The following is a 26116-nucleotide window of genomic DNA, read 5'->3' as shown; positions in this document are numbered from 1 at the left end:
CTCAGCCGTTAGAAATCGAGTCCAGCTTCGCGCGCACCTTCGGCGACAGCTGCAACGCGACCGTGGTACTGGTTGCCACCGCGGTCGAAGACCACGGCGCTGATCCCAGCGTCCTTGGCGCGCTGACCGACACGTTCGCCGACCTTCCGCGCGATTTCTGTCTTGGTACCCTCCGCTTCGCGCAGGTCAGCTTCGTAGGACGAGGCGGCCGCGAGAGTGCGACCCACGACGTCGTCGATAACCTGGGCGTAAATGTGGCGGTTGGAACGCGAGACCACGAGACGCGGCCGCGCGGCGGTACCGGAAATACGCTTGCGCAACCGGAAGTGGCGGCGCGCACGAGCGATGTACTTGCCCTTGCCCTTGATGGTAACAGCCATCACTTACCAGCCTTTCCAGCCTTGCGACGAATAACTTCGTCAGCGTACTTGACGCCCTTGCCCTTGTAGGGTTCGGGCTTACGAAGCTTGCGAATCTTCGCGGCGGTTTCGCCCACGAGCTGCTTATCGATACCCGAGACCGTGAACTTGGTCGGGGTGGCTACGGTGAAGGTGATACCTTCCGGAGCTTCGAAAAGAATCGTGTGGGAGTAGCCCAGCGAGAATTCGAGGTCAGAGCCCTTGGCGACCACGCGGTACCCGGTTCCGACGATTTCCATCGCCTTGCTGTACCCGTTGGTGACGCCCTCGACCATATTCGCAACGAGGGTGCGGGTCAGGCCGTGCAGCGAACGCGATTCGCGCTCGTCATTCGGCCGGGTCACCAGAACCGTATTGTCATCAACATTGACCGCGATCGGCTCGGCTACCGAGAGCTCGAGCTGACCCTTGGGGCCCTTGACAGTGACGTTCTGGCCGGAAACCGACACATCGACGCCGCTGGGGATAGCGATGGGAAGCCTACCAATTCGAGACATTATTGCACCTACTTCCCATTACCAGACGTAAGCGAGGACTTCCCCGCCAACGCCCTTATCCTTGGCCTCACGGTCCGTCATAAGGCCGGAGGAGGTGGACAAAATAGCCACACCCAGGCCGTCGAGAACGCGCGGCAGGTTGGTGGACTTCGCGTAAACGCGCAGGCCCGGCTTCGAGATGCGCCGGACGCCAGCGAGGGCGCGTTCACGGTTAGATCCGTACTTCAACGTGAGGGTGAGGGTCTTGCCCACCTGGGCGCTCTCCACCTCGTAGGAGTCGATGTAGCCTTCGCGCTTCAAGATGTCCGCGATATGGGACTTAATCTTGGAGTACGGCATAGACACCGACTCATGGAACGCCGAATTGGCGTTACGCAGACGCGTCAGCATGTCTGCGATTGGGTCAGTCATTGTCATTTTGGGCTGTGGCCCTTCCTCGTCGCGGTTTCCGATGGACCTGCGACGTAGTCTTTACCAGCTGGACTTCTTAACACCGGGGAGTTCGCCGCGCAGGGCCAACTCACGCAGGCAAATACGGCACAGGCCGAACTTGCGGTAAACGGAATGCGGACGGCCGCACCGGTTGCAACGGGTGTACGCACGAACGGCGAACTTCTGCTTACCGGCGGCCTTTTGCTTCAGAGCGGTCTTTGCCATATTTAGGCCTCCTTGAAGGGGAATCCGAGATGCTTGAGAAGAGCGCGCCCTTCGTCGTCGCTCCCGGCAGAGGTCACCACGGTGATGTCCATACCGCGCACGCGATCAATCTTGTCCTGGTCGATCTCGTGGAACACGGTCTGTTCGGTCAAACCGAAGGTGTAGTTCCCGTTGCCGTCAAACTGCTTGGGCGAAAGGCCGCGGAAGTCGCGGATACGCGGCAGCGCGGTGGAAATCAGCCGGTCAAGGAACTCCCACATGCGGTCGCCGCGGATGGTCACGAAGCACCCGATGGCCTGGCCCTCACGCAGCTTAAACTGCGCGATGGACTTCTTGGCCTTGGTGATCATCGGCTTCTGGCCGGTAATCGCCGTCATATCAGCGACGGCGCCGTCGAGCACCTTGGAATCGCGCGCAGCATCACCCACGCCCATATTCACCACGACCTTGACGATCTTGGGAACCTGGTTAACGTTGACGTACTTAAATTCTTCCTGGAGTTCCGGGATGATGTGTTCCCGGTACTTCACCTTGAGACGGGGGGTATCGCTCACAGTTCGATTTCCTTCCCGCCGCGGCGTCCGATGCGCTCACGGACAATCTTCTTCTTGCCATCGCGCTCAACTTCTACCTCACGGTAGCCCACGCGAATCGGCTTGCCATCGTGAACGAGGGCAACGTTCGAAATGTGAATGGGTGCCTCGACGGTTTCGATACCGCCGGTGGTGCCGCCCCGCGAGGTCTGCCCCACGCGCACGTGCTTCTTCACGCGCTGGACGCCTTCCACGATCACGCGATCACGCTTGGTGTCAACGGACAGCACGCGACCCTGCATCCCCTTATCGCGCCCGGCGATAACCTGGACGAGATCATCCTTCTTAATCTTCGCCATTAGATCACCTCCGGAGCCAGCGAAATGATGCGCATGAACTTCGCATCGCGAAGCTCACGCCCGACGGGCCCGAAGATACGGGTGCCGCGGGGTTCGCCGTCGTTCTTCAACAGCACGGCTGCGTTTTCGTCGAACTTGATGTAGGACCCGTCCTTGCGGCGCGTTTCCTTAACTGCACGGACGACGACCGCCTTGACGACGTCGCCCTTCTTTACGTTTCCGCCCGGAATAGCATCCTTGACGGTGGCGACGATGGTGTCACCAATTCCGGCGTAGCGCCGGCCGGAGCCGCCGAGCACCCGGATGCACAAAAGTTCCTTGGCACCGGTGTTATCGGCGACGCTAAGCCGCGTCTCCTGCTGGATCATGTGTTTCTATCTCCTATTGTCGTGCCGGTTCTCGGATTCGAGCCTTGCCGAACGAATGGGTTTGCGCGAACTGCGCCGGCCCAAACGCCTTTGGCCCACATGCGAGGGCCGCCTGCGTTCAGGCCGGTCACATTCGCTAAAGCTAGGAAAGCCCTAACTACTTCGCCTTCTCGATGATCGTAACGACCCGGAAGTGCTTGGTCGCGGACAGCGGGCGGGTTTCCATAATGGAGACCAAATCGCCTACGCGAACCTCGTTATTTTCGTCGTGCGCCTTCACTCGCTTGGTGCGGGTAATAACTTTACCGTATAGCGGGTGCTTAACGCGATCTTCAACTTCAACGACAACGGTCTTGTCCATTTTGTCGGAGACCACGTAGCCGCGCAGCGTCTTGCGGTGATTACGTGTTTCAGTGGTTGCGTTCTCGCTCATCTCATCCTCACTTACTGAGCGGCCGGAGCGGTTCGAATGTTCTTCTCCCGCTCGCTCTTAATGGTGTAAATGCGAGCAATCTCGCGACGAACTTCCCGCAGGCGGCCACTGTCCTCCAGGCGGTGAGTCACCGCCGAGAAGCGGAGGTTGAACAGTTCCTTCTTCGACTCGGCAAGCTTCTCGAGAAGCTCCGCGTCGGTCATCGCGTCGAGTTCCGCGGTGGTCAGTCCCTTAGCCATTACTCAACCTCCTCACGGGTGATAAAGCGGGTCTTGATGGGCAGCTTGTGCTGTGCGCGGCTCATGGCCTCACGGGCGAGAGCCTCGTCAACACCGGCCATTTCGAACATGACACGACCGGGCTTGATATTGGCAACCCAGGTTTCCACCGGGCCCTTACCCGAACCCATACGCACGCCGAGCGGCTTCTTCGTGAGCGGGCGATCCGGGAAGATGTTAATCCAGATCTTGCCGCCACGCTTGACGTGACGCGTCATGGCGATACGAGCTGCTTCAATTTGACGGTTGGTGATGTAGGCCGGCTCGAGCGCCTGGATGCCGTATTCACCGAAAGCCAGCTGCGTTCCGCCCTTGGCCATACCCTTACGGTGCGGACGGTGCTGCTTGCGCCATTTAGTACGACGAGGAATCAGCATGAGTTATGCCTCCGTTCCGGTTGATTCCGGCGCGGCTACCGGAGCTTCAGCTCCGGCTGCCGGGCTCTGAGCCTGTTCGCTGCGGGCTTCCCCACGCTGGCCACCGCGACCGCGACCGGTGCCGCGACGTCCGCGACGATCCGAACGGCCTCCGCGCCCACCGCGCGGTGCTTCCGCGAGGCTGCGGTAGTACTCAGCGTCGGTAAGATCACCGCGGTAAATCCACACCTTCACGCCAATGCGGCCGAAGGTGGTACGCGCTTCGTAGAAACCGTAGTTGATATTCGCGCGCAGGGTGTGCAGCGGCACGCGCCCTTCACGGTAGAACTCACTACGCGACATTTCCGCGCCACCCAGACGGCCCGAGCACTGCACGCGGATGCCCTTGGCACCGGCGCGCTCGGCGGACTGGATACCCTTGCGCATAGCGCGGCGGAAAGACACGCGCGAGGCGAGCTGTTCCGCGATACCCTGCGCTACGAGCTGGGCGTCAGCTTCCGGGTTCTTCACTTCGAGAATATTGAGCTGGACGGCCTTGCCGGTCAGCTTCTCGAGGTCGGCGCGGAGGCGATCAGCTTCCGCACCGCGCCGGCCGATGACGATACCGGGACGAGCGGTGTGGATATCCACAACCACGCGCTCGGCGCGGCGCTCGATATGCACGCTGGAAATACCGGCGCGCTCGAGCGTCTTTTCGATCATGTCACGGATTTTGACATCTTCGAGGACGTAGTCCGAGTAGCGCTGCCCCTTCTTGGTGGAATCAGCGAACCACTTGGAGCGGTGGTCGGTCGTGATGCCGAGACGGAACCCAATAGGGTTGACTTTCTGTCCCACTAGCGGGCCCTCCTCTGGTTCTTGGTCTTGGGCTTCTCGTCGGTAACGATAACGGTGATGTGACTCGTCCGCTTGTTGATGCGGTTCGCCCGGCCCTGAGCACGCGGCTGGATACGCTTCATCGTCGGGCCTTCGTCGGCGTAAATTTCGCCGATGAAGAGCTCAGACTCATCGAAGCGCTCCCCCGCCTGCTCGGCGGCGTAGCGCGCGTTGGCAATAGCCGACTCCACGATCTTACGAACCGGAGTGGCGGCTGCAAACGGTGCGAACTGCAGTACGTCAATAGCGTCCAGGGCGCGCCGGCCGCGGATGGTGTCCACGACACGACGGGCCTTCATGGGCGACACGCGCACGAAGCGCGCCTGCGCCTTTGCTTCCATAGTTCTGCCTTACTCTCTCGCTCGAGGCCCCGGCTTAGCGCCGGCGGCCCTTTCGGTCGTCCTTGTCGTGCCCGCGGAAGGTGCGGGTCGGGGCGAACTCCCCGAGCTTGTGGCCAACCATGGATTCGGTAATGAATACCGGCACATGCTTGCGTCCATCGTGCACTGCAAAGGTGTGACCCAGGAAATCGGGGGTGATAACCGACCGACGCGACCAGGTCTTGATTACGTTCTTGGTGTTCTTCTCGTTCTGCTCGTCGACCTTCTTGTAGAGGTGCTCGTCGACGAACGGACCCTTCTTCAAACTGCGGGGCATCAGCTAATCCTTCCTCAGCGCTTCTTGCCGGTCTTGCGACGGCGCACGATGAGCTTGTCGCTGGCCTTGTTCGGACGGCGGGTACGGCCTTCCTTCTTGCCCCACGGGCTAACGGGATGGCGCCCACCGGACGTCTTACCTTCACCACCACCGTGCGGGTGGTCCACCGGGTTCATGACAACACCGCGGACGGTCGGGCGAACGCCCTTCCAGCGCATACGGCCGGCCTTGCCCCAGTTGATATTCGCCTGCTCGGCATTTCCGACTTCACCGACAGTGGCGCGGCAACGCACGTCCACGTTACGGATTTCACCGGAAGGCATACGCAGCTGCGCGTACTTGCCTTCGCGGGCGACCAACTGCACGGAAGCGCCGGCGCTGCGGGCGATCTTCGCTCCGCCGAGCGGCTTGAGTTCCACATTGTGCACCGTGGTACCGAGGGGGATATTGCGCAGCGGCAGGTTGTTGCCGGGCTTGATATCCGCATTCGGACCAGTTTCGATGAGATCGCCCTGCTTGACGCCGCGAGGAGCAACGATATAACGCTTCTCGCCATCAGCGAAGTGGAGCAGCGCGATACGCGCGGTGCGGTTCGGATCGTATTCGATGTGCGCAACCTTGGCCGGCACGCCGTCCTTATCCCAGCGACGGAAGTCGATGAGACGGTACTGGCGCTTGTGCCCACCGCCCTTGTGGCGGGTGGTGATGCGTCCCTGGTTGTTGCGTCCACCGGTCTTCTTCAGGGGGCGAACGAGGGACTTCTCCGGGGTCGAACGAGTGATCTCGGCGAAGTCGGCAACGCTCGCACCGCGACGACCCGGGGTCGTCGGCTTGTACTTACGAATTCCCATGAGTTCTTATTCCTCAGTTCCTCGAATCGCCTATTAGACGATTTCGCCGTAGATGTCGATGGAGCCCTCGCGCAAGGTCACGATGGCCCGCTTGGTATTCTTGCGCCGCCCGATGCCGTTGCGCGTACGCCGGGTCTTGCCCTGGCGGTTCTGCGTGTTGACGGAGGCAACCTTGACGCCAAAAATCGCTTCGACGGCCTGCTTGATTTCGGTCTTGTTCGAACGCGGATCCACGAAGAAGGTGTACTTACCCTGTTCTTCGAGCAGCGCGCTCTTCTCCGACATCACCGGGGCGAGGATGACATCGTGCGGGTTCTTATTCCAGAAGTTACCGTTCTCAGTCATTACTTCTCATCCTTCTTGGTGTTCTTCTCCACGAACGCGCCGAGCGCGGCTTCCGTGAAGATGACGTCGTCAGCAGCAAGAACGTCGTAGCTATTGAGCTGATCAACGTAGAGGACGTGGATCTGCGGGAGATTGCGCACGGAGAGTACCGACGCATCATCTTCACGCTGGACCACAACGAGCGCCTTGCGCCCTTCGTTCATCTTTTCGATGAGCGCACGCGCAGCCTTGGTGGACGGGGTCTCGCCAGCAACAAAAGCCGTCACGGCGTGAATACGCTCGTGGCGAGCCCGGTCCGAGAGGGACTGCAACAGCGCGGCCGCAATCATCTTCTTGGGGGTGCGCTGCGAGTAGTCACGCGGCTGCGGGCCGTGGACGACGCCGCCACCGACCCACTGCGGAGCGCGGATCGAACCCTGGCGGGCCCGGCCGGTCCCCTTCTGGCGCCACGGCTTCTTACCGCCGCCGGACACCTGACCGCGGGTCTTCGTGGCGTGGGTACCCAGGCGAGCCGCAGCTTGCTGCGCGTTGACGACCTGGTGCACCAGCGCCATATTGAAGTCGAGATCAAAGAGCTGAGCCGGGAGGGTGGCCTGCGAGGTCACCTTGCCGGTTTCATCGAGAACGTCAATCTTGAAGTCTGCCATTGTTAGGCTCCCTTCACGGACGTGCGGACCACAACCGAGCCACCCTTTGCACCGGGGATGGCGCCAACCACGAGCAACAGGCCGTTCTCGAGGTCAACGGAGTGGATGGACAGATTCTGCACCGTCACGCGGTCCTGACCCATGCGACCAGCCATGCGCAGACCCTTGAAGACGCGCGAGGGGGTGGCGCAGGCGCCGATGGAACCGGGCTTGCGGTGGTTGCGGTGCGCACCGTGGGAGGCCGAAACACCGGCGAAGCCGTGACGCTTCATAACACCGGCGAAGCCCTTACCGCGGGAGGTACCAATAACGTCAACGGACTGACCCGCTTCGAAGATATCCGCGGTCAGTTCCTGCCCGAGCGTGTATTCGCTGGCATCGGGAGTGCGGATTTCCGCCAGCTTCTTGCGCGGCGTGACACCGGCCTTATCGAAGTGGCCCTGGAGCGGCTTGGTGACGTTCTTCGTCTTTTCGTCGCCCGAGGCGAGCTGCACGGCGGAATAGCCGTCGACCTCGGGGGTGCGAACCTGGGTCACCACATTGGTGCCCACGCGCACAACAGTAATGGGAAGGAGGCGCCCGTCCTCATCCCAGAGCTGGGTCATCCCCAGCTTCGTGCCCAGCAAAGCCTTCACGGGCTTGCTGGCAACAGCTTGCTTGGAGTTCATTGCGTATTACCTCAGAGCTTGATTTCCACGTTGACGTCAGCCGGAAGATCGAGACGGCGCAGGCTGTCAATCGTCTTCAGGGTGGGATCCACGATGTCAATAAGGCGCTTGTGTGTGCGCATCTCAAAGTGATCGCGGGAGTCCTTGTACTTGTGGGGCGAGCGGATAACGCAAAAAACGTTTTTTTCCGTCGGCAGCGGGACGGGTCCCACCACGGTCGCGCCGGTACGCGCAACTTCATCGACGAGCTTCTTGGCCGCGCTATCAATGACCTCGTGGTCATATGACTTCAGCCGAATGCGGATCTTCTGTCCCGCCATGGCGCGTCTACCTCTCTTTAGCTTCGGTGCCCGGTACCCGCACTCGGGCGTGTCGTACCGGAGGTAAATCTAGTAGCCATGCCCTATGTGAGGTTACGGAGAACCCTTTATACGATAATCGGCGTTGGGTAACCGATTAAGTTCCTTCGCTCGTAATCCGAGCAACTTGTTAAGTATGCCAAAAGCTTCGGCTTACTTTCAAGACTTTCACGGCGAACGTGCGCCGTTTCTCATTTCCAGCGAGCCCGAAGGCCAGCCGGCACGGGTAAAAATTTTACCGAAAGGCCGCAGCTCACGCAAGAAACGCGCGTCGTGAGGCGCTTCACGTCATAGTACGACGACGACGCCTCTCGACCTCTCGGCCCCACGGGCCGCCAATAGCACCATTTCCCCCACCCTTGCCCCGGGGTGCGCCACCACTTAGCATGGCGTTAAGTGATTTACATCGCTTAGCGACGCGGGTGTCGCGGGCGAGTGATCATCCACCATACCGAGGAGGTAGACGAAGATGTCCTATCGATCAACAAATCCCTACACCGGCGAAGTGCTCGCCGAATTCCCCTATGCCACCGATGAAGAAGTGGATAAGGCGCTTGAGCTGGCCCACGAAACTTTCCAGACGTGGAGCCGCACCTCTCTTGCCGAACGTGCCGCGATTCTGCGCCGGGCCGCCGATATCGCGGAAGAGCGCGCGAGCGAACTGGGGGCGCTGGCGACCCTGGAAATGGGCAAACTCATCGGAGAGGCCACCGGGGAAGCGGGTAACACCGTGCCGACCATGCTGCGCTGGCTCGCTGATGAAGCGGAAAATATTTTAGCTCCGCGCCCGGTCAGCTCCACCGCCGCGCCTTTTGAAGGCTATATTGCCTATCGCCCCGAGGGCGTCGTCGTCGAAATTGAACCGTGGAACTTCCCCTACTACCAGGCCATTCGCGGCTTCGCTCCCGCAATGCTCTGCGGCAATACGGTTATTCTCAAGCACGCGTCAATTTTGCCCCAATGTGCCGCGGCTATCGTTCACGTACTCTACGATGCCGGACTACCCCGCGGGGTATGGCAAAATCTCTACGCCACCCACGCGCAAGTGGAGCGGCTCATCAGCGATGATCGGGTGCGGATTGTCACGCTCACCGGTTCGGAAGCCGCGGGGGCAAAAATCGCACAGCTCGCTTCCCGGCACCTGAAGAAATCCGTTATGGAACTGGGCGGTTCTGATCCCTTTATTATTTTGGACGACGCCGATATTGAGGCCACCATCCAGCTGGCGATTATGGGACGTTGCTTCAACGCTGGGCAGGTCTGCGCCTCCCCCAAGCGCATGATCGTTCCCGATGCTCTCTATGACAGGTTCGTGGCCGGGCTCAAAGAGAGCACCGCGCAGCTGCGACCCGGGGATCCAGCTGCCGAAGATACCACCGTGCCGCCCATGTCCTCCCGCGAGCAAGCCGCCACGGTCAATGATCAGATCCGGCGGGCTATCGAGGGCGGGGCGAGCGCCACTCCCCTGGGCCATATTGTTCCCGAGGGAGATACCTGGGTGCAGCCGACGCTTCTGGAAAACGTTGGGCGGGATAATCCCATTTTCTACGAGGAAATTTTCGGGCCGGTCTGGAGTGTTTACCGGGTATCCTCGGAAGAAGAAGCAATCCGACTGGCTAACGATTCGTGCTACGGGCTGGGCGGAACGGTTCATTCGGTGAACGTGGCGCACGCTGCGCGCGTTGCCGCTCGGGTAGATACCGGCACCGTTGCCATTAACTCCCCGGTTCCCGCTGTTCCCGCCGGCATGCCATTCGGCGGCGTCAAGCGCTCCGGCTTCGGGCGCGAGATGGGCTACGAAGGGGTACGCGAATTCGCCAATATCCAGTCGATTCTTCTCCCGGAGGGAATCTCCGCGGCGGAGTTTCTCTCCTCGCTTTCAGGAAAGGAGTCATAGTGAAAGCAGCAGTAGTAAATTCTGTGGGTGGCGGGTTCACCATCGAAGATATCGAGATTGCCGAACCCATCGGCCGCGAGGTCCTTTTCGACGTCAAGGCCTCCGGCCTGTGCCGCTCGGATCTCACGCTCTCCACCACCAATTTCGGGTTCCCCTTCCCGCAGGTGCTCGGGCACGAAGCCGCCGGTATTGTAACCGCCGTCGGCCCGGACGTGAAGGAAATTAAGGTCGGAGACCACGTGGTTGCCTCCCTTATCCAATACTGCGGGCACTGCCGGGCCTGCCGGGAATCGCGTATGTACGAATGCGAATTCCCGGAGGAAACGCTGCGCGGCCCAGATGAAGCCCCGCGGCTGAGCCGCAACGGCGAACCGATTTTCCAGACCTACGGTATCGCCGGCTTTGCTGAACAAGCGCTCGTACACGAACACCAGGTGGCGAAAATTGACCCCGAGATGCCGTTCCCGCAGGCCTGTGTGATCGGCTGCGCGGTTATTACCGGCGCGGGCGCCGCTCTTAACACCGCGCAGGTGCGCCCCGGCGACACCGTGGCCGTGGTGGGCTTGGGCGGGGTGGGCCTGAGCATCGTCAACGGCGCCCGCATTGCCGGGGCCGGGCGGATTATCGGGGTGGATACCAACCCGGAGAAGGAAGAATTTGGGAAGAAATTTGGGATGACCCATTTCGTCAACGCGGGTGATCCGAACGCTATCGAGCAGATTTTCGCGGCTACTGATGGGCGCGGGGTCGATAAGTCCTTCGAGGCGCTCGGCATCGTGCCCACGATGGAAACGGCCATCGCGGCAACCCGGCAGGGTGGGGACGTGTACGTGGCGGGGGTCTTTAAGCCGGAGATGGAGTGGACGATCAATCCGCTCAACGAATTCTTCGTGCACCGGCGCCATATCCACGCGGTGTACATGGGGAATACCGATATCAAGACGGATATTCCCCAGTACGTAGAGTTCTACCAACAGGGCCGCCTCCACCTCGATGACCTTGTTGCCACCGAGATTAGCCTCGATGATATCGATGCGACCTATCAGGCGATGGCCGAGCACCACGCCGGCATTGGCCGCGTGGTTATCACGTCCTTCTAGCGGCGCTCTAGCTGCGCTGCCGGCCTCGACTGCGCCACCAGATGTGGCTAGGAACTCGTCGGCGCACCAGCTAAAGTAAGGCCGCGAGTTCAACCAGGGGGAACTCCCCCACATCCACGGTGAAAGCGCCGGCGCTCCGGGCCGCGGCTAATCCAGGCCCGGAATCCTCGAAAGCGAGGCAGTTCTCAATAGCAACGCCCAGGCGCTCAGCACCCAGGAGGTAAGGAGCGGGATTCGGTTTACCGGGGACATCATCGTCCCCGGTAACCGCCGCTTCCAACCGGCTGCCCGGACCGGCGAGGAAGATCTCCACGGGACGGCCCGGGGTGGCCGTCACAAGAGCCTGCGGGATACCCGCCTCGGAAAAAGCATCGAGAAGCGCCCCCGCACCGTCAATAAGCTGGGCATCTGCCATGTGATCGGCCATGGCGCGCAGCACCTCGGCAAACATCTTCCAGGGGTCCACCTCTCCCCCGCCGCGGCGCACCGCATCCATCATGCGCCGTCCGTGCGCGATGGTATCCGCCCCGCGGATAGCCACGATATCTTCATCCGTCCATGTTCCGCCGTGGGCACGCACCACATTCCCCGATACCCGGGCCCATTCCTCTTCCGAATCCACCAGGGTGCCGTCCATATCCCAGAGCACCGCGGCCGGCACCGCCGGGACCGCGCTTACCGCGATTGCGTTTTCCGCACCAGCCCCGCCGCCCGCCGGATTAGCGAGAAACCCGATTTTTCTATACACATCCTCGAGAGCCATAGCGCCACTCTGCCAAGTTCTGCGGCGTCGTGCAAATACAAAGGGACCCTAGCGCAATGCTAGGGTCCCTTCCCGCCTCGCGGCGGACGTTGTGCTCAGTTACCCGGTGACCGAGTAACTTCGCGTCGATGCATCAAGTTACTTGATGATCTTGGTGACGCGCCCTGAACCAACGGTGTGGCCGCCCTCGCGAATAGCGAAGCCGAGGCCTTCTTCCATGGCGATGGGCTGGATGAGCTCAACCGACATCTCGGTGTTGTCGCCGGGCATGACCATCTCGGTGCCTTCGGGCAGCGTGATGACGCCGGTGACGTCCGTGGTGCGGAAGTAGAACTGCGGGCGGTAGTTGGAGAAGAACGGGTTGTGACGGCCGCCTTCTTCCTTCTTCAGCACGTAGACCTGAGCTTCGAACTGAGTGTGCGGGGTGATGGTGCCGGGCTTGGCCACAACCTGGCCGCGCTCAACATCTTCACGCTTGGTGCCGCGGAGCAGCAGACCGCAGTTTTCGCCGGCTTCGGCGTAATCCATCTGCTTGTGGAACATTTCGATACCGGTAACGGTGGTCTTCTGGGTATCGCGGATACCGAGAATTTCCACTTCCTCGTTGAGGTTGAGGATACCGCGCTCCACGCGACCGGTGACCACGGTGCCACGGCCGGTAATGGTGAAGACGTCCTCAATCGGCATGAGGAACGGCTTATCGGTGTCACGCACCGGATCCTCGAAGTAGTTGTCCACCTGATCCATGAGCTCTTCGATGGAAGCAACCCACTTCGGATCGCCTTCCAGCGCCTTGAGAGCGGAGATCTTCACGACCGGGAGGTCATCGCCCGGGTAATCCTGGGAGGAGAGAAGTTCGCGAACTTCCATTTCCACCAGTTCGAGCAGCTCTTCGTCGTCAACCATATCGGACTTGTTGAGAGCAACGATGATCTGGGGCACGCCCACCTGACGGGCGAGCAGCACGTGCTCACGGGTCTGGGCCATCGGGCCGTCGGTCGCCGCAACCACGAGGATCGCGCCGTCCATCTGGGCCGCACCGGTAATCATGTTCTTGATGTAGTCCGCGTGGCCGGGGGCGTCAACGTGTGCGTAGTGACGCTTCTCGGTCTGGTATTCCACGTGGGACACGTTGATGGTAATACCGCGCTGGCGCTCTTCGGGAGCGTTGTCAACCTGATCGAACGGGGTGTACTCGTTCAGATCCGGGTACTTATCCGACAGAACCTTGGTGATCGCAGCGGTCGTGGTCGTCTTTCCGTGATCGACGTGACCGATGGTGCCAATGTTCATATGCGGCTTGGACTTATCGTACTTGGCCTTCGCCACTGGGCCCTCCTGGGACTCTAGAAATTACTTACAGCTATGTGGATGATGCTCGCGCATAATCCGGTCTGTTCCGAACAGTTACCTATTGTAAACGAAACCGGCGACTATTCACCACGAGATTCCGCGATGATCTGTTCCGCAACGGCCTTCGGGACTTCGGCGTAGGAATCCATCTGCATGGAATACACCGCGCGCCCCTGGGTCTTCGACCGCAGGTCACCAACGTAGCCGAACATTTCGCTCAGCGGCACGTTGGCACGCACGATCTTGACGCCCGTCGCATCCTCCATGGACTTGATCATACCGCGCCGGGAGTTCAGGTCGCCGATAACGTCGCCCATGTACTCTTCCGGGGTGCGGACTTCCACGTCCATGATGGGTTCCAGGAGCACCGGGTTGGCGCGACGTGCGCCTTCCTTGAACACCTGGTTACCCGCGATCTTGAACGCCAGCTCCGAGGAGTCGACGTCGTGATAAGCGCCGTCTTCCAGGGTGGCCTTGACGCCCACCACCGGGAACCCGGCGAGGACACCATTTTGCATGGCTTCCTGGATACCCTGATCGACAGACGGGATGTATTCACGCGGAACGCGACCACCGGTCACGGCGTTGACAAATTCGTAGGTGTCGCCGTCTTCGTTGGAGTCAAGCGGCTCAAACGTCACGATGACACGTGCGAACTGGCCCGAACCACCCGTCTGCTTCTTATGGGTGTATTCGACGCTATCGACCTTCTTGCGGATCGTCTCGCGGTAGGCAACCATCGGAGCACCGACGTTCGCATCAACCTTGAACTCACGCTTCATACGGTCGACGAGGATGTCGAGGTGGAGTTCGCCCATACCGCCGATAACGGTCTGGCCGGTTTCCTCATCCTGACGAACCGTGAAGGTCGGATCCTCTTCCGCGAGCTTCTGAATAGCCACGGAAAGCTTTTCTTGGTCGCCCTTCGACTTCGGCTCAATGGCCACGTGAATAACGGGCTCCGGGAAGGACATGGACTCAAGAATAATCGGGGCGTCCTGGGCGCAGAGGGTATCACCGGTGGTGGTGTCCTTCAGCCCAATGAACGCGTAAATATGCCCGGCATGCGCTTCTTCAACAGGGTTTTCCTTATTGGAGTGCATCTGGAACATCTTGCCCACGCGCTCCTTGCGGCCCTTGACCGAATTGAGCACCTGGGTGCCGGCCGAGACCTTACCGGAGTACACGCGGATGTAGGTGAGCTTGCCGTAGAAGGGGTGCACCGCAATCTTGAAAGCCAGCGCGGAGAACGGTTCGTTCTCGCTCGGGTGGCGTTCTTCGGTTTCACCGTCTTCTTCGTGACCCGGCTTGAAGCCCTTGATAGCGGGAACGTCAATCGGGGCGGGCAGGAAGTGCACCACGCCGTCCAGCGCGGGCTGGATACCCTTGTTCTTGTAGGCCGAACCGGCGTACACGGGGTAGATTTCCGAGGCGATCGTGCGGATACGCAGACCCTTGATCATATCCTCGGTGCTCAGCTCGCCGTCCTCAAGGTACTTCTCCATGAGTTCATCGGAAGCTTCCGCGGCATCTTCCATAGCGGCCATGCGCAGTTCTTCTGCTTTGGCCTGGAGTTCCGCCGGGACCTCCTCTTCCACCACCACGGCGCCCCAGGTGTCATTACCCTGCGCGTCCTTTTCGGGGAAGCGGATCGCCTTCATCTTGAGAACGTCCACCACACCGGAGAAGTCATTTTCCGCACCGATCGGGAACGTGATGACCGTCGGGTGAGCGCTGAGGCGATCCCGAATGGTCTGGACGGAGAAGTCGAAGTTGGCCCCCAACTTATCCATCTTGTTGATGAGGCAAATACGCGGCACGTGGTACTTATCAGCCTGGCGCCACACCGTTTCGGACTGCGGCTCCACGCCTTCCTTACCGTCGAACACCGCGATGGCGCCGTCCAGCACACGCAGGGAGCGCTCCACTTCCACGGTGAAATCAACGTGGCCGGGGGTGTCGATGATATTGAACTGCGTACCCTTCCAGAACGCGGTGACCGCGGCGGACGTAATCGTAATGCCGCGTTCCTTTTCCTGTTCCATCCAGTCGGTCGTCGATGCGCCGTCATGGGTTTCACCCAGCTTGTGGTTAATGCCGGTGTAGAGCAGGATGCGTTCGGTGGTCGTTGTCTTGCCGGCATCGATGTGAGCCATGATGCCGATATTGCGAACCTTGGAAAGGTCCGTAAGCACTTCTTGTGCCACTTTTCGCTCTCTTCTATCTCGCGGGTCAGATAACCCTGGTGATTACCAGCGGTAGTGGGCGAAGGCCTTATTGGCTTCCGCCATGCGGTGGGTATCCTCGCGGCGCTTGACAGCGCCACCAAGGCCGTTGGAGGCATCGAGGATTTCGTTGAGGAGACGTTCCGTCATGGTGTTTTCGCGACGCTGGCGCGCGAATTCCACCAGCCAGCGCAGGCCAAGGGCCGTGGAACGGCCAGCCTTGACTTCCACCGGCACCTGGTAGGTGGCACCACCAACACGGCGGGAACGCACTTCCAGCTGCGGACGAATGTTATCCATAGCGCGCTTGAGAACCGCCAGGGCATCCTGCCCGGACTTTTCCGCCACGCCTTCCATCGCACCGTAGACGATGGACTGCGCCAGGGACTTCTTGCCATCCACGAGGACGCGGTTGACCAGCTGAGTCACCAGCTGAGAATTGTAAACCGGATCGCTGACCAGCGGACGCTTCTTAACCGGACCCTTACGAGGCATTACTTCTTCTCCTTCTTGGCGCCGTAACGGGAGCGAGCCTGATTGCGGCTCTTCACGCCCTGGGTGTCAAGGGCGCCGCGGACAATCTTGTACCGCACACCGGGGAGGTCCTTCACGCCACCGCCGCGAACGAGCACGATGGAGTGTTCCTGCAGGTTGTGACCTTCACCGGGAATGTACGCCGTCACTTCGATACCGGAGGACAGGCGAACACGGGCAACCTTACGGAGCGCAGAGTTCGGTTTCTTGGGGGTGGTGGTGAACACGCGGGTGCACACCCCACGACGCTGGGGGCTCCCCTTAAGCGCCGGGCGCTTAGGAGCGCGCTTCTTCTTCGCGCGGCCCTCGCGGACCAGCTGCTGAATTGTAGGCACTACTTCTCCTGATAGACAGATGAATATTATAACGTTTGCCAAATCTGCCCGAACGCACACCGCTCATTACGGGACGGCCGGAGGCCGCCACAACAGACCCGCAAACAGGCAACCTAAACAAGAATAGCGGTTAACACGAGGAGCCGTCAAAGCTTCGCGGGCTGAGGTGTTAGGAAACACACGGGTTGCGGGTCCGTCCCGGTTCTTCTTTGTACGACGACGCCGCAGCGGGGCGGCCACACCGTGGCCGCCCCGCTGGGAACTCCCCCGCTACCGGGGAACTTGTTTAGGAGAACATTCCGTAGCCGGCTCCGAGATCGAACTCTTGGAAGTCGGTATACGGGAAGGTGTCATCGAACATGTCGAAATCGGTGGCGGCAAAGCCGTTGTTCTTTTCGAACTCCACCCGAGCTTCGGCAGTCGGTTCGATCTTGGCCGAGCGCATCGTCTCCAGACCGGTACCGGCCGGGATGAGCTTACCGAGGATAACGTTTTCCTTCAGACCCTCGAGCGGGTCGGACTTGGAATTGAGCGCGGCCTCGGTGAGGACGCGGGTAGTCTCCTGGAAGGAGGCAGCCGAGAGCCAGGAATCCGTAGCCAGGGAGGCCTTGGTAATACCCATAAGCTCCGGGCGCCCGGAGGCGGGCTTGCCACCTTCGGCCATCGCCGCGCGGTTCTCATCTTCAAAGCGCGCCACGTCCACCAATTCGCCCGGCAGCAGTTTCGTGGTTCCCGCTTCCAGCACCGTAATACGGCGCAGCATCTGGCGCACAATAACCTCAATGTGCTTATCGTGGATTTCCACGCCCTGGGAGCGGTACACGGCCTGCACTTCGGAAACGATATGTTCCTGAGCCACCCGACGCCCGGAAATACGCAGCACCTTCTTGGGGTCGACACTGCCTTCCACGAGCTGCTGACCCACATTGACGTGGCCACCTTCAGGAACGAAGAGCTTGGCTCGCTTGGCGACCTGGTAGACAAGGTCCTCTTCGCCGTCGTCGCGCTGAATAATGAGGCGACGCACGCGCTCCCCGTCCTCGATCTGGAGGTGCCCGGCCGCTTCCGCGATCGGTGCCTCACCCTTCGGGGTACGGGCTTCGAAGAGTTCCTGCACACGGGGAAGACCCTGGGTGATGTCGTCTGCGGAGGCCGAACCACCGGTGTGGAAGGTACGCATCGTCAGCTGGGTACCCGGTTCACCAATGGATTGAGCGGCCACGATACCTACGGCCTCGCCAATATCCACGAGCTTGCCAGTGGCCATGGAACGGCCGTAGCACTTGGCGCAGGTGCCGGTACGCGACTGGCAGGTCAGCACCGAACGCACCGATACCTGAGTGACACCGTTCTCGATGAGGTGCTCGATAATCGCATCGCCTAGATCGGTTCCGGCCGCCGCCAACACTTCGCCGTCGTCGGAGACTACATCCTTGGCCAGCGTGCGAGCGTACACCGAGGTATCCAGCTGCGGATCGGGAACGAGAGTGCCGTCCGCGCCCTTTTCTGCGATGGTCTTCAGCAGGCCGCGACTGGTCCCGCAATCGGATTCGCGCACGATAACATCCTGCGCCACGTCCACGAGACGGCGGGTAAGGTACCCGGAGTCGGCGGTACGCAACGCGGTATCCGCCAGGCCCTTGCGGGCACCGTGGGTCGCCACGAAGTATTCGAGAACCGAGAGTCCCTCGCGGTAATTCGAGGTAATCGGGCGGGGAATAATCGCGCCCTTCGGGTCAGCAACCAGACCGCGCATACCGGCAATCTGACGAACCTGTTCCCAGTTACCGCGCGCCCCGGAGGACACCATGCGGTTCACGGTGTTATCCGCGGTGAAGTTTTCACGCATCTCCACGGCGATCGCGTCCGTGACTTCGGACCAGAGATCCACGAGGTCGCGACGGCGATCCTCGTCCTCGATACGACCGGTGAGGAACTGGTTTTCGATAACCGCGGCCTTCTTTTCGGCTTCCGCCAAAATTTCCGGCTTCGATTCGGGTACGACGACGTCCGATACCGCAATGGTGGCGCCGGAGCGCCCGGCCCAGTAGAAACCGGCCGACTTCAGGGCGTCCAGCGAGGCGGCTACGTAGACCTTTTCGTATCGTTCGGCCAGCCGATTGACGATGCCGCCCAGCACCTTCTTGTCGACCGTCTCGTTGACGTAGGGGAAGTCCACGGGGAGCGAATCATTGAAGATCGCGCGGCCCAGGGTGGTTTCCAGCAGCAGCCGATCCCCTTCTTCGAAGTTCTCCGGAGCCTTCCAGCCGCGCGGGGGAACAACATCCGCTTCGAAACGGATCTTGACCTTGGCATTGAGATCGAGACTGCCCATGTCATAGGCCATCCGCGCTTCATCAATGGAGGTGAAGGAGCGGCCTTCCCCGGTGGCGCCGTCGACCTGAGATGTCAGGTAGAACAGCCCAATCACCATGTCCTGCGAAGGCATGGTCACGGGGCGCCCGTCAGAAGGCTTGAGGATGTTATTCGAGGAGAGCATGAGGATGCGGGCCTCGGCCTGGGCCTCCACGGAGAGCGGGAGGTGTACAGCCATCTGGTCGCCGTCGAAGTCCGCGTTGAAAGCGGAGCACACCAGCGGGTGCAGGCGGATAGCCTTGCCTTCAATCATGAGCGGCTCAAACGCCTGAATACCCAGGCGGTGCAGGGTTGGGGCGCGGTTGAGGAGCACCGGGTGTTCGCGCATAACCTCTTCGAGGACGTCCCACACCTCGGGGCGCTGGCGGTCGATAAAACGCTTGGACGCCTTGATATTCTTGGCGATTTCCAGGTCCACGAGGCGCTTTTGCACGAAGGGCTTGAAGAGCTCGAGAGCCATGACGCGCGGCAGCCCGCACTGGTGCAGCTTCATGGTCGGGCCCACCACGATCACGGAGCGGCCCGAGTAATCCACGCGCTTACCCAGGAGGTTCTGGCGGAAGCGGCCCTGCTTGCCCTTGAGCATATCGGAAAGCGACTTGAGGGGACGGTTGCCGGCACCCTGCACCGGGCGCCCGCGCCGGCCGTTATCGAAGAGCGCGTCCACGGATTCCTGGAGCATGCGCTTTTCGTTATTGACCATGATCTCCGGAGCACCCAGGTCAAGCATGCGCTTGAGGCGGTTATTCCGGTTGATCACACGGCGGTAGAGGTCGTTGAGATCGGAGGTCGCGAAACGGCCACCGTCCAGCTGCACCATGGGGCGCAGATCCGGCGGGATCACCGGCAGCGCATCAAGCACCATCGATTCGGGCTTGGTATCCGAGTGCAGGAAGGCGTTAACCACCTTGATGCGCTTGAGGGCGCGAGCCTTGCGCTGAGCGGTACCCGATTCGATGATCTCAACGAGGCGGTCGTGTTCAGCCTGCAGGTCGAAAGAGCGCAGCCGAGCCTGGATCGCTTCCGCACCACGGGCGGCCTTGAAGTAGTCGCCGTAGTGCGCGTCCATTTCCCGGTAGAGATCTTCGTCGCCTTCCAGATCCCCCACCTTGAGCTTGGTGAAGCGATCCCACATGGTTTCCAGGCGCTCGAGTTCACGATCCGTATTCTTGCGGATCTTAGCGAGATCGTTATCAGCCTGGCGCTTGATCTTCTGCTTCTGGGAATCGGTGGCACCATCTTCTTCCGCCTGCGCGAGCTCCTTTTCGAGCTCCTGCTGGCGGGTTTCGAGGGTGACATCCCGGTTCTTTTCCAGGGCGCGGCGCTCCAGTTCGTATTCAGACTGGAGGGTGGGCATATCCGCGCGGCGCGCCTCTTCATCAACTTCGGTCACCATATAGGCGGCGAAGTAGATGACCTTTTCAAGGTCCTTGGGGGCCACGTCCAGGAGGTAGCCCAGGCGCGAAGGCACGCCCTTGAAGTACCAAATATGGGTGACGGGAGCGGCGAGCTCAATATGGCCCATCCGTTCGCGCCGCACCTTCGAGCGGGTGACTTCCACGCCGCAGCGTTCGCAGACAATACCCTTGAACCGCGGCCGCTTGTACTTACCGCAGGCACATTCCCAATCGCGGGTGGGCCCGAAGATCTGTTCACCGAACAGGCCGTCCTTTTCCGGCTTGAGGGTGCGGTAGTTGATAGTTTCCGGCTTCTTCACCTCACCGTGCGACCAGGCACGGATATCATCCGAGGTTGCCAGACCAATGTGGAGCTGGTCAAAACGATTAACGTCGAGCAAGATTCCTACTTCCGATGTTGTGCGCCACTAAGAAGATTTGAGAGTTTAGAAGTCGGCTCCGGTGGACAGATCCTCCAGACCGGTCTGCAGCACGGGCTCCTCCGGGCCGGCCGCAGCGCGCATACGATCTTCTTCCGCATCCTGGAGGTCAATGACCTGCCCGGAGGCGTCAAGAGCTGCCACGTTCAGGCACAGCGACCGCATTTCCTGCATGAGAACCTTGAAGGATTCCGGAATACCAGCTTCGGGGACGTTATCGCCCTTGACGATGGCTTCGTACACCTTGACGCGGCCCACGGTGTCGTCGGACTTGATCGTGAGCATTTCCTGCAGGGTATGCGCGGCACCGTAAGCTTCCAGGGCCCACACTTCCATTTCACCGAAGCGCTGGCCACCGAATTGTGCCTTACCACCAAGCGGCTGCTGGGTCACCATCGAGTACGGACCCGTGGAACGGGCGTGGATCTTATCATCCACAAGGTGATGCAGCTTGAGCATGTACATGTAGCCAACCGAGACCGGATCCGGGAAGGGATCGCCGGTACGCCCATCGAAAAGGCGAGCCTTGCCGAAGCGATTGACCAGGGTGTGGCCTTCTGCATCGGGCAGGGTGGATTGCAGCAGTCCATCCAGCTCATCGGCCTGCAGACCGTCGAATACCGGAGTGGCAACCCGGGTGCCCGGGGCGGCCTTGACGGTATCTTCCGGAAGGCGCAGGGCCCATTCTTCACCCGCTTCGCGGGCGGCGCTGGCATCCCAACCGCGGGAAGCCACCCAACCCAGGTGCAATTCGTAAACCTGACCGAGGTTCATGCGGCCGGGAACGCCCAGCGGGTTGAGGATGATATCAACCGGGGTGCCATCTTCCATGAAGGGCATATCTTCCACCGGAAGAATGCGGGAGATAACGCCCTTATTTCCGTGGCGGCCGGCCATCTTATCGCCCACCGTGATCTTGCGGCGCTGGGCAATGTAAACGCGGACGGTTTCGTTGACATCCGAGGGAAGTTCGTCGTTATTTTCCTTGTCGAACTGGCGGATATCGATAACGATGCCGGATTCGCCGTGCGGGACGCGCAGCGAGGTATCGCGAACTTCCTTGGCCTTTTCCCCGAAGATGGCGCGCAGCAGGCGCTCTTCACTGGTGAGCTCCGTTTCACCCTTGGGGGTAATCTTGCCCACGATAATATCGCCGGCGCGCACTTCCGCACCGATACGAATGATCCCGTGGTCATCGAGATGCGAGAGCATTTCCTCGGACACGTTGGGGATATCGCGAGTGATTTCCTCGGGGCCGAGCTTGGTATCGCGCGCATCAACCTCGTGTTCCTCGATGTGAATCGAGGTGAGGAGGTCATCGCGCACGCAGCGCTCGGAGAGGATGATGGCGTCTTCGTAGTTGTAGCCATTCCAGGACATGAAAGCCACGAGCAAGTTCTGCCCCAGCGCGAGTTCGCCACCTTCGGTAGCTGCGCCGTCGGCAATAAGAGTGCCCGCCTCCAGGCGATCCCCGGCGGAGACCACCACGCGCTGGTTGATGCAGTTACCGGGGTTGGAACGCTCGAACTTGGACATCTTGTAGATGACATGGCGCCCGTCGTCCTGCTCGACGTGCACGGCATCGGCGTCCACTTCGGTGACCACGCCGGGGGCCGCAGCCACCGTCACGTCACCGGAGTCAACCGCGCAGCGCATCTCCCAGCCGGTACCCACGTACGGGGAAACCGGGCGGATCAGCGGCACAGCCTGGCGCTGCATATTCGCACCCATAAGGGCGCGGTTGGCGTCGTCATGCTCGAGGAAGGGAATCATGCCGGTACCGATGGAAACCATCTGGCGCGCGGACACGTCCATGTAATCAATTTCGTCTACCGGAACGAGAGCCGGCTCGCCACCCGGAACGCGCACGAGCGCTTCTTCTTCCAGGAAGTGGCCGTCCGCATCAATAGGTGCTTCGGCCTGGGCGATATTGTGGTTGTCTTCGTCGCCGGCCTGGAGATAATCGATCTCATTCGTGACCCGACCATCGACCACGCGCCGGTAGGGCGTTTCGATGAAGCCGAAGGAATTGATCTGCGCGAAGGATGCCAGCGAACCGATAAGGCCGATGTTCGGGCCTTCCGGCGTTTCGATGGGGCACATGCGCCCGTAGTGCGAGGGGTGCACGTCGCGCACTTCCATGCCGGCGCGGTCACGGGACAGACCGCCCGGGCCCAGGGCCGACAGGCGGCGCTTGTGGGTCAGGCCCGCAAGCGGGTTGTTCTGATCCATGAACTGCGAGAGCTGGGATGTTCCGAAGAACTCCTTAATCGCGGCGACGATCGGGCGGATGTTGATGAGCGAGGAGGGCGTAATCGCTTCCACTTCCTGAGTGGTCATGCGTTCGCGCACCATCCGATCCAGGCGCGCCAAACCGGTGCGCACCTGGTTTTGGATGAGCTCACCAACAGCGCGCACGCGCCGGTTGGAGAAGTTGTCGATATCGTCGGTGCTCACGCGCACCGGGGTGGCGCCTTCAGCGCAGAGGATGGTCGGGAATTCGCCATCCTCCCCCATGCGGTCCATGCCCTGGTGGAGGGCGAGGAGGTAGCGCAGCGCGGCGGTGATATCCGTGAGCGTGAGCTGGCGTGCGGTGTTATCTTCCGGCAGGCCCAGCTTCTTATTGATCTTGTAGCGCCCCACCTTCGCGGTGTCATAGCGCTTGGGGTTGAAGTAGAAGTTATTGAGCAGGGTGCGGCCCGCTTCCGCCGTGGGCGGTTCACCCGGGCGGAGCTTGCGGTACAGATCCTGGAGGGCTTCTTCCTGGTTGTGGACGGTGTCCTTTTCCAGGGTGTCGATGAGGATGGGGAATTCGGAGAAGGTTTCGCGAATTTCCGATTCCGTCATGCCCAGGGCCTTGAGGAATACGGTGACCGACTGCTTGCGCTTGCGATCCACACGCACGCCCACCGCGTCACGCTTGTCGATTTCGAATTCGAGCCAGGCGCCGCGCGAGGGGATGACCTTGGTGTTGTAAATGTCCTTATCGGAGGTCTTATCCGCGGTGCGTTCGAAGTACACACCCGGAGAACGCACCAGCTGGGACACAACCACGCGCTCGGTACCGTTAACGATGAAGGTGCCGCGGTCCGTCATGAGCGGGAAATCACCAATGAAGGTGGTCTGCGACTTGATTTCACCCGTTTCGTAGTTCTGGAATTCCGCGGTGACGTACAGGGGCGCCGAATAGGTGAGATCACGTTCGCGGCATTCGAGGATGGAATACTTCGGTTCCTCGAGATGCGGGGCGGAGAGCACCAGGCCCATGGTTTGCGCGGCGTTTTCGATCGGAGAAATTTCTTCGAAGATTTCTTCGAGCCCGGACTGAGCACCGGGGTTTTCCGCGACCCATTTATCCGAGCCGATCAGCCACCCGAAGCTATCGGTCTGGAGGCCGAGCAAATTCGGCACTTGCAGTGGTTCATGGATTTTCGCGAAAGATACGCGGTCAACAACCGGCTTGCCGTTAGATGTAGCGAGCGAGTATGTGCGCGAAGCAGCCAAAGTGGATCCTTCCCTGACGAATCTGGCAGAAGGACAATCCAGTCACCCTCACCGAAAACCGCGATATCACGCCAAAAAGCGCTGCGGAGGTGATCAAGGGCATAGGAGTGTCAACGCAAGTTTCTACACTACACGTTTTAACGGCAAGAACCAAGGCCCCCGGCCTATGCGAGGGGTCACATATAGGGATACCAGCGCACGGTGGTACCGGTATCTCATCCGAACTTCATCGTCCGAAAGTACTTTCGCACAAGAATGGCGTACATGCAAGTGCGGGCGCGTCGAGGCAGCTCAACGCCCCCTCCACCAGCACGACGACGCCGCGGCCCCGCGTGGTCACTTTCCGCTAACGCAAGCGTTTTTCCAGGGTCACTTCAGCGCAGTATCCTTCGAAACCGTGCGCAACGTAGAGTCGTCCGGCTCCGGTGGAGCTATGGGTATCCACGTCCAATCCGACGGTGGCATACCCGGCCCGCGCCGCGTTCGTAATAACACGATCCACGAGCTGGCCCCCCACTCCGCGCCCGCGCACCGCGCGCAAAGATCCGAGGTATTCGATATACAGCTCCGTGCCGTAGTCATTCGCCAGCGCATAGCCCACCACAGCGCCGGTTTCTTCGCTGTGCGCTACGACTGAGCAGTCCAGGCGCATGCGCCACCCGGTGAGGAAGGAGTGCCAGGATGCGGCGTCGTAATCATAACGCCCGTAATGGTCACGGAAAGCTTCGGCATGGGCGAGGCGCAGCGGTTCTTCGTCGGCAAGCGTGGGGGCGCGGAAGCTAACTCCGGCTATGTGAGTGGCGGGAAGTTCGGCGGCCGGGCGGCGCATTACCTCGTACTTACGGGTGGGGTGATAGCCGAGCTCCCCCAGCGCTGCGTTCGTTTCCGATGCGTCATCGTCACGCGCCACCTGCACCGACAGTCCGGAATAGCGAATTTCGGAGCGCTCGGCAAGCCCGGTGGCAAGTTCCTCGCACCGGCTGAGAAGCTCCGGGAGGTACTTGAGGTCCGGGCAGGCATAACCGATATAAATATCAAGGTCATCATCTTGGTCGACGTCGCCCATAATGGACACCGTAGCGCCGGCAAGGAGGTGCTCCCCGCGGTAGAGCGCGAGGGTTTCGGTGGCCGGATCGACCTCCGGATTGGAGAGGAAATCGCGCAGATCGCGCTCGGTGGCCGAATGGAGCAGCGACGGATCCGCCGCGCCCAGTGCGGCCCAGGCAGGGATATCACCCGGGGTGAGCGGAGCCAGCTCAGGGCTGCACTCGAGCTCGGGTTCGAGCTGTTTTTCGAGCTCTGCGTAGGGTTCTGCATTGAGCTCTGCGTTGAGCTCTGGTTTGGGCGTGATTCAGGGCTGTGATTCGTCGTCGTTTCCTGCGTCATTTTCACGTTCGTCTTCGTGTTAGTCTTCGTTATCCTCTTCAGGCTCGCACCCGGCTTCAGATCAAGTTTCGGATCCAGCTTCGGATCGGACTTCGTATCCGGCCTAGTACGCGACCTAGTACCCGGATCTGTTTCCAGGCTCACCCGTGCCAGTGTAGTCGAGAGCTTTCTTCGAATGGCTAGCCGCGGGCACCGCCGCCGGCTCGCAAAGTGCAACCCCACAACACCGAACCTCACAGGATGCAACCCCACGACAGCGGGACCCACAGGATGCAACCCCACGACATCAAAACGATTTGGGGCTGTGGACTGTTTATTGGACATTATTGCTTAAAACCGTTTGACGGTGCTCCGTGATAGTTAAACCATCGAACTTCAAGGTAATACGCTTCTGGTTATAAAAGAGCATATACTCGTCTATCGCCTCGCATAACTCATCAGTTGTAGCCCACTTCTTCCCGTAATAAATCTCGGTTTTCATC

At 60.6% G+C, this 26116-nt stretch carries 29 protein-coding genes; 2 read left to right on the top strand and 27 right to left on the bottom strand.

Annotated features, from left to right (window positions below; all coding sequences use genetic code 11):
• Nucleotides 1-8 precede the first annotated feature (8 nt).
• From rplR to rpsJ, 18 genes are all read right to left on the bottom strand, one after another.
• On the bottom strand, nt 9-380 hold the full coding sequence (rplR, locus tag DDD64_RS01430) for a 50S ribosomal protein L18 (protein ID WP_016443087.1): 372 nt from the start codon (nt 378-380) through the stop codon (nt 9-11).
• Nucleotides 380-916, bottom strand: coding sequence for a 50S ribosomal protein L6 (gene rplF / locus DDD64_RS01425; RefSeq protein WP_126134692.1), 537 nt, complete (start codon nt 914-916; stop codon nt 380-382). Before rplF ends, rplR begins: the two co-directional genes overlap by 1 nt.
• Before the next feature lie 18 nt (nt 917-934).
• Nucleotides 935-1333 (bottom strand): 30S ribosomal protein S8, encoded by a 399-nt coding sequence (gene rpsH, locus DDD64_RS01420; protein WP_026428278.1) that lies wholly within the window; start codon nt 1331-1333, stop codon nt 935-937.
• 54 nt (nt 1334-1387) lie between these two features.
• Nucleotides 1388-1573 carry a type Z 30S ribosomal protein S14 gene (locus DDD64_RS01415; protein ID WP_016443090.1) on the bottom strand — a complete coding sequence of 62 codons (186 nt, stop codon included), beginning with the start codon at nt 1571-1573 and terminating at the stop codon, nt 1388-1390.
• A gap of 2 nt (nt 1574-1575) precedes the next feature.
• Complete coding sequence (rplE, locus tag DDD64_RS01410) at nt 1576-2127, bottom strand: 50S ribosomal protein L5 (RefSeq protein ID WP_016443091.1); 552 nt, start codon at nt 2125-2127, stop codon at nt 1576-1578.
• Nucleotides 2124-2465, bottom strand: coding sequence for a 50S ribosomal protein L24 (gene rplX / locus DDD64_RS01405; RefSeq protein WP_016443092.1), 342 nt, complete (start codon nt 2463-2465; stop codon nt 2124-2126). Before rplX ends, rplE begins: the two co-directional genes overlap by 4 nt.
• Entirely contained in the window at nt 2465-2833 is a 369-nt protein-coding gene (rplN, locus tag DDD64_RS01400) for a 50S ribosomal protein L14 (protein ID WP_016443093.1), read from the bottom strand. Before rplN ends, rplX begins: the two co-directional genes overlap by 1 nt.
• A gap of 157 nt (nt 2834-2990) precedes the next feature.
• Nucleotides 2991-3266, bottom strand: a complete 276-nt coding sequence (gene rpsQ, locus DDD64_RS01395) for a 30S ribosomal protein S17 (RefSeq protein WP_126134691.1) — start codon at nt 3264-3266, stop codon at nt 2991-2993.
• Between the two features lie 11 nt (nt 3267-3277).
• The gene (gene rpmC, locus DDD64_RS01390) at nt 3278-3505 is read right to left on the bottom strand and encodes a 50S ribosomal protein L29 (protein WP_016443095.1); all 228 of its coding nucleotides are present in this window, start codon (nt 3503-3505) and stop codon (nt 3278-3280) included.
• Nucleotides 3505-3921, bottom strand: coding sequence for a 50S ribosomal protein L16 (gene rplP / locus DDD64_RS01385; RefSeq protein ID WP_016443096.1), 417 nt, complete (start codon nt 3919-3921; stop codon nt 3505-3507). Before rplP ends, rpmC begins: the two co-directional genes overlap by 1 nt.
• 3 nt (nt 3922-3924) lie before the next feature.
• The gene (gene rpsC / locus DDD64_RS01380; RefSeq protein ID WP_016443097.1) at nt 3925-4758 is read right to left on the bottom strand and encodes a 30S ribosomal protein S3; all 834 of its coding nucleotides are present in this window, start codon (nt 4756-4758) and stop codon (nt 3925-3927) included.
• On the bottom strand, nt 4758-5138 hold the full coding sequence (gene rplV, locus DDD64_RS01375; RefSeq protein WP_016443098.1) for a 50S ribosomal protein L22: 381 nt from the start codon (nt 5136-5138) through the stop codon (nt 4758-4760). Before rplV ends, rpsC begins: the two co-directional genes overlap by 1 nt.
• A 34-nt stretch (nt 5139-5172) precedes the next feature.
• A complete protein-coding gene (gene rpsS, locus DDD64_RS01370; RefSeq protein ID WP_026428282.1) occupies nt 5173-5454 on the bottom strand; it encodes a 30S ribosomal protein S19 in 282 nt (93 codons plus the stop codon).
• A 14-nt stretch (nt 5455-5468) separates the two neighbouring features.
• Nucleotides 5469-6305 (bottom strand): 50S ribosomal protein L2, encoded by an 837-nt coding sequence (gene rplB / locus DDD64_RS01365; RefSeq protein ID WP_016443100.1) that lies wholly within the window; start codon nt 6303-6305, stop codon nt 5469-5471.
• Between the two features lie 33 nt (nt 6306-6338).
• Entirely contained in the window at nt 6339-6650 is a 312-nt protein-coding gene (gene rplW, locus DDD64_RS01360) for a 50S ribosomal protein L23 (RefSeq protein ID WP_016443101.1), read from the bottom strand.
• A complete protein-coding gene (gene rplD, locus DDD64_RS01355) occupies nt 6650-7297 on the bottom strand; it encodes a 50S ribosomal protein L4 (protein ID WP_126134690.1) in 648 nt (215 codons plus the stop codon). The genes rplW and rplD overlap by 1 nt, the downstream gene beginning before the upstream one ends.
• A gap of 2 nt (nt 7298-7299) precedes the next feature.
• On the bottom strand, nt 7300-7965 hold the full coding sequence (gene rplC, locus DDD64_RS01350; RefSeq protein ID WP_126134689.1) for a 50S ribosomal protein L3: 666 nt from the start codon (nt 7963-7965) through the stop codon (nt 7300-7302).
• Nucleotides 7966-7976: 11 nt separating this feature from the next.
• Entirely contained in the window at nt 7977-8285 is a 309-nt protein-coding gene (rpsJ, locus tag DDD64_RS01345; RefSeq protein ID WP_016443104.1) for a 30S ribosomal protein S10, read from the bottom strand.
• 508 nt (nt 8286-8793) lie between these two features.
• On the opposite strand from rpsJ, the gene DDD64_RS01340 reads away from it, so the two are divergent.
• Both DDD64_RS01340 and DDD64_RS01335 read left to right on the top strand, forming a co-directional pair.
• Nucleotides 8794-10221, top strand: a complete 1428-nt coding sequence (locus DDD64_RS01340; RefSeq protein ID WP_126134688.1) for an aldehyde dehydrogenase family protein — start codon at nt 8794-8796, stop codon at nt 10219-10221.
• Nucleotides 10221-11321: a zinc-binding dehydrogenase gene (locus tag DDD64_RS01335; RefSeq protein ID WP_126134687.1), complete on the top strand. Its 1101-nt coding sequence runs from the start codon at nt 10221-10223 to the stop codon at nt 11319-11321. Before DDD64_RS01340 ends, DDD64_RS01335 begins: the two co-directional genes overlap by 1 nt.
• Nucleotides 11322-11391: 70 nt before the next feature.
• Here the strand turns inward: DDD64_RS01335 and DDD64_RS01330 are convergent, their stop codons facing one another.
• The 9 genes from DDD64_RS01330 to DDD64_RS09165 form a co-directional block, all read right to left on the bottom strand.
• A complete protein-coding gene (locus DDD64_RS01330; protein WP_126134686.1) occupies nt 11392-12084 on the bottom strand; it encodes an HAD family hydrolase in 693 nt (230 codons plus the stop codon).
• A 138-nt stretch (nt 12085-12222) separates the two neighbouring features.
• Nucleotides 12223-13413 carry an elongation factor Tu gene (gene tuf, locus DDD64_RS01325; protein ID WP_026428288.1) on the bottom strand — a complete coding sequence of 397 codons (1191 nt, stop codon included), beginning with the start codon at nt 13411-13413 and terminating at the stop codon, nt 12223-12225.
• 104 nt (nt 13414-13517) lie between these two features.
• Nucleotides 13518-15644: an elongation factor G gene (gene fusA, locus DDD64_RS01320; protein ID WP_126134685.1), complete on the bottom strand. Its 2127-nt coding sequence runs from the start codon at nt 15642-15644 to the stop codon at nt 13518-13520.
• A gap of 42 nt (nt 15645-15686) precedes the next feature.
• Entirely contained in the window at nt 15687-16157 is a 471-nt protein-coding gene (rpsG, locus tag DDD64_RS01315) for a 30S ribosomal protein S7 (protein ID WP_016443110.1), read from the bottom strand.
• Nucleotides 16157-16531 carry a 30S ribosomal protein S12 gene (gene rpsL, locus DDD64_RS01310; protein WP_016443111.1) on the bottom strand — a complete coding sequence of 125 codons (375 nt, stop codon included), beginning with the start codon at nt 16529-16531 and terminating at the stop codon, nt 16157-16159. Before rpsL ends, rpsG begins: the two co-directional genes overlap by 1 nt.
• A 286-nt stretch (nt 16532-16817) precedes the next feature.
• Entirely contained in the window at nt 16818-20705 is a 3888-nt protein-coding gene (locus tag DDD64_RS01305; RefSeq protein ID WP_126134684.1) for a DNA-directed RNA polymerase subunit beta', read from the bottom strand.
• 45 nt (nt 20706-20750) lie between these two features.
• Complete coding sequence (gene rpoB, locus DDD64_RS01300) at nt 20751-24248, bottom strand: DNA-directed RNA polymerase subunit beta (RefSeq protein ID WP_126134683.1); 3498 nt, start codon at nt 24246-24248, stop codon at nt 20751-20753.
• A gap of 346 nt (nt 24249-24594) precedes the next feature.
• Nucleotides 24595-25314 (bottom strand): GNAT family N-acetyltransferase, encoded by a 720-nt coding sequence (locus tag DDD64_RS01295; RefSeq protein WP_126134682.1) that lies wholly within the window; start codon nt 25312-25314, stop codon nt 24595-24597.
• Between the two features lie 633 nt (nt 25315-25947).
• Entirely contained in the window at nt 25948-26115 is a 168-nt protein-coding gene (locus tag DDD64_RS09165; protein ID WP_164545869.1) for an IS3 family transposase, read from the bottom strand.
• Nucleotide 26116: the final 1 nt, after the last annotated feature.

Origin of the sequence: Actinotignum sanguinis, assembly GCF_003957255.1 — a bacterium.
GTDB lineage: Bacteria > Actinomycetota > Actinomycetes > Actinomycetales > Actinomycetaceae > Actinotignum > Actinotignum sanguinis.
This window is presented reverse-complemented; position numbering and strand designations above follow the sequence as displayed.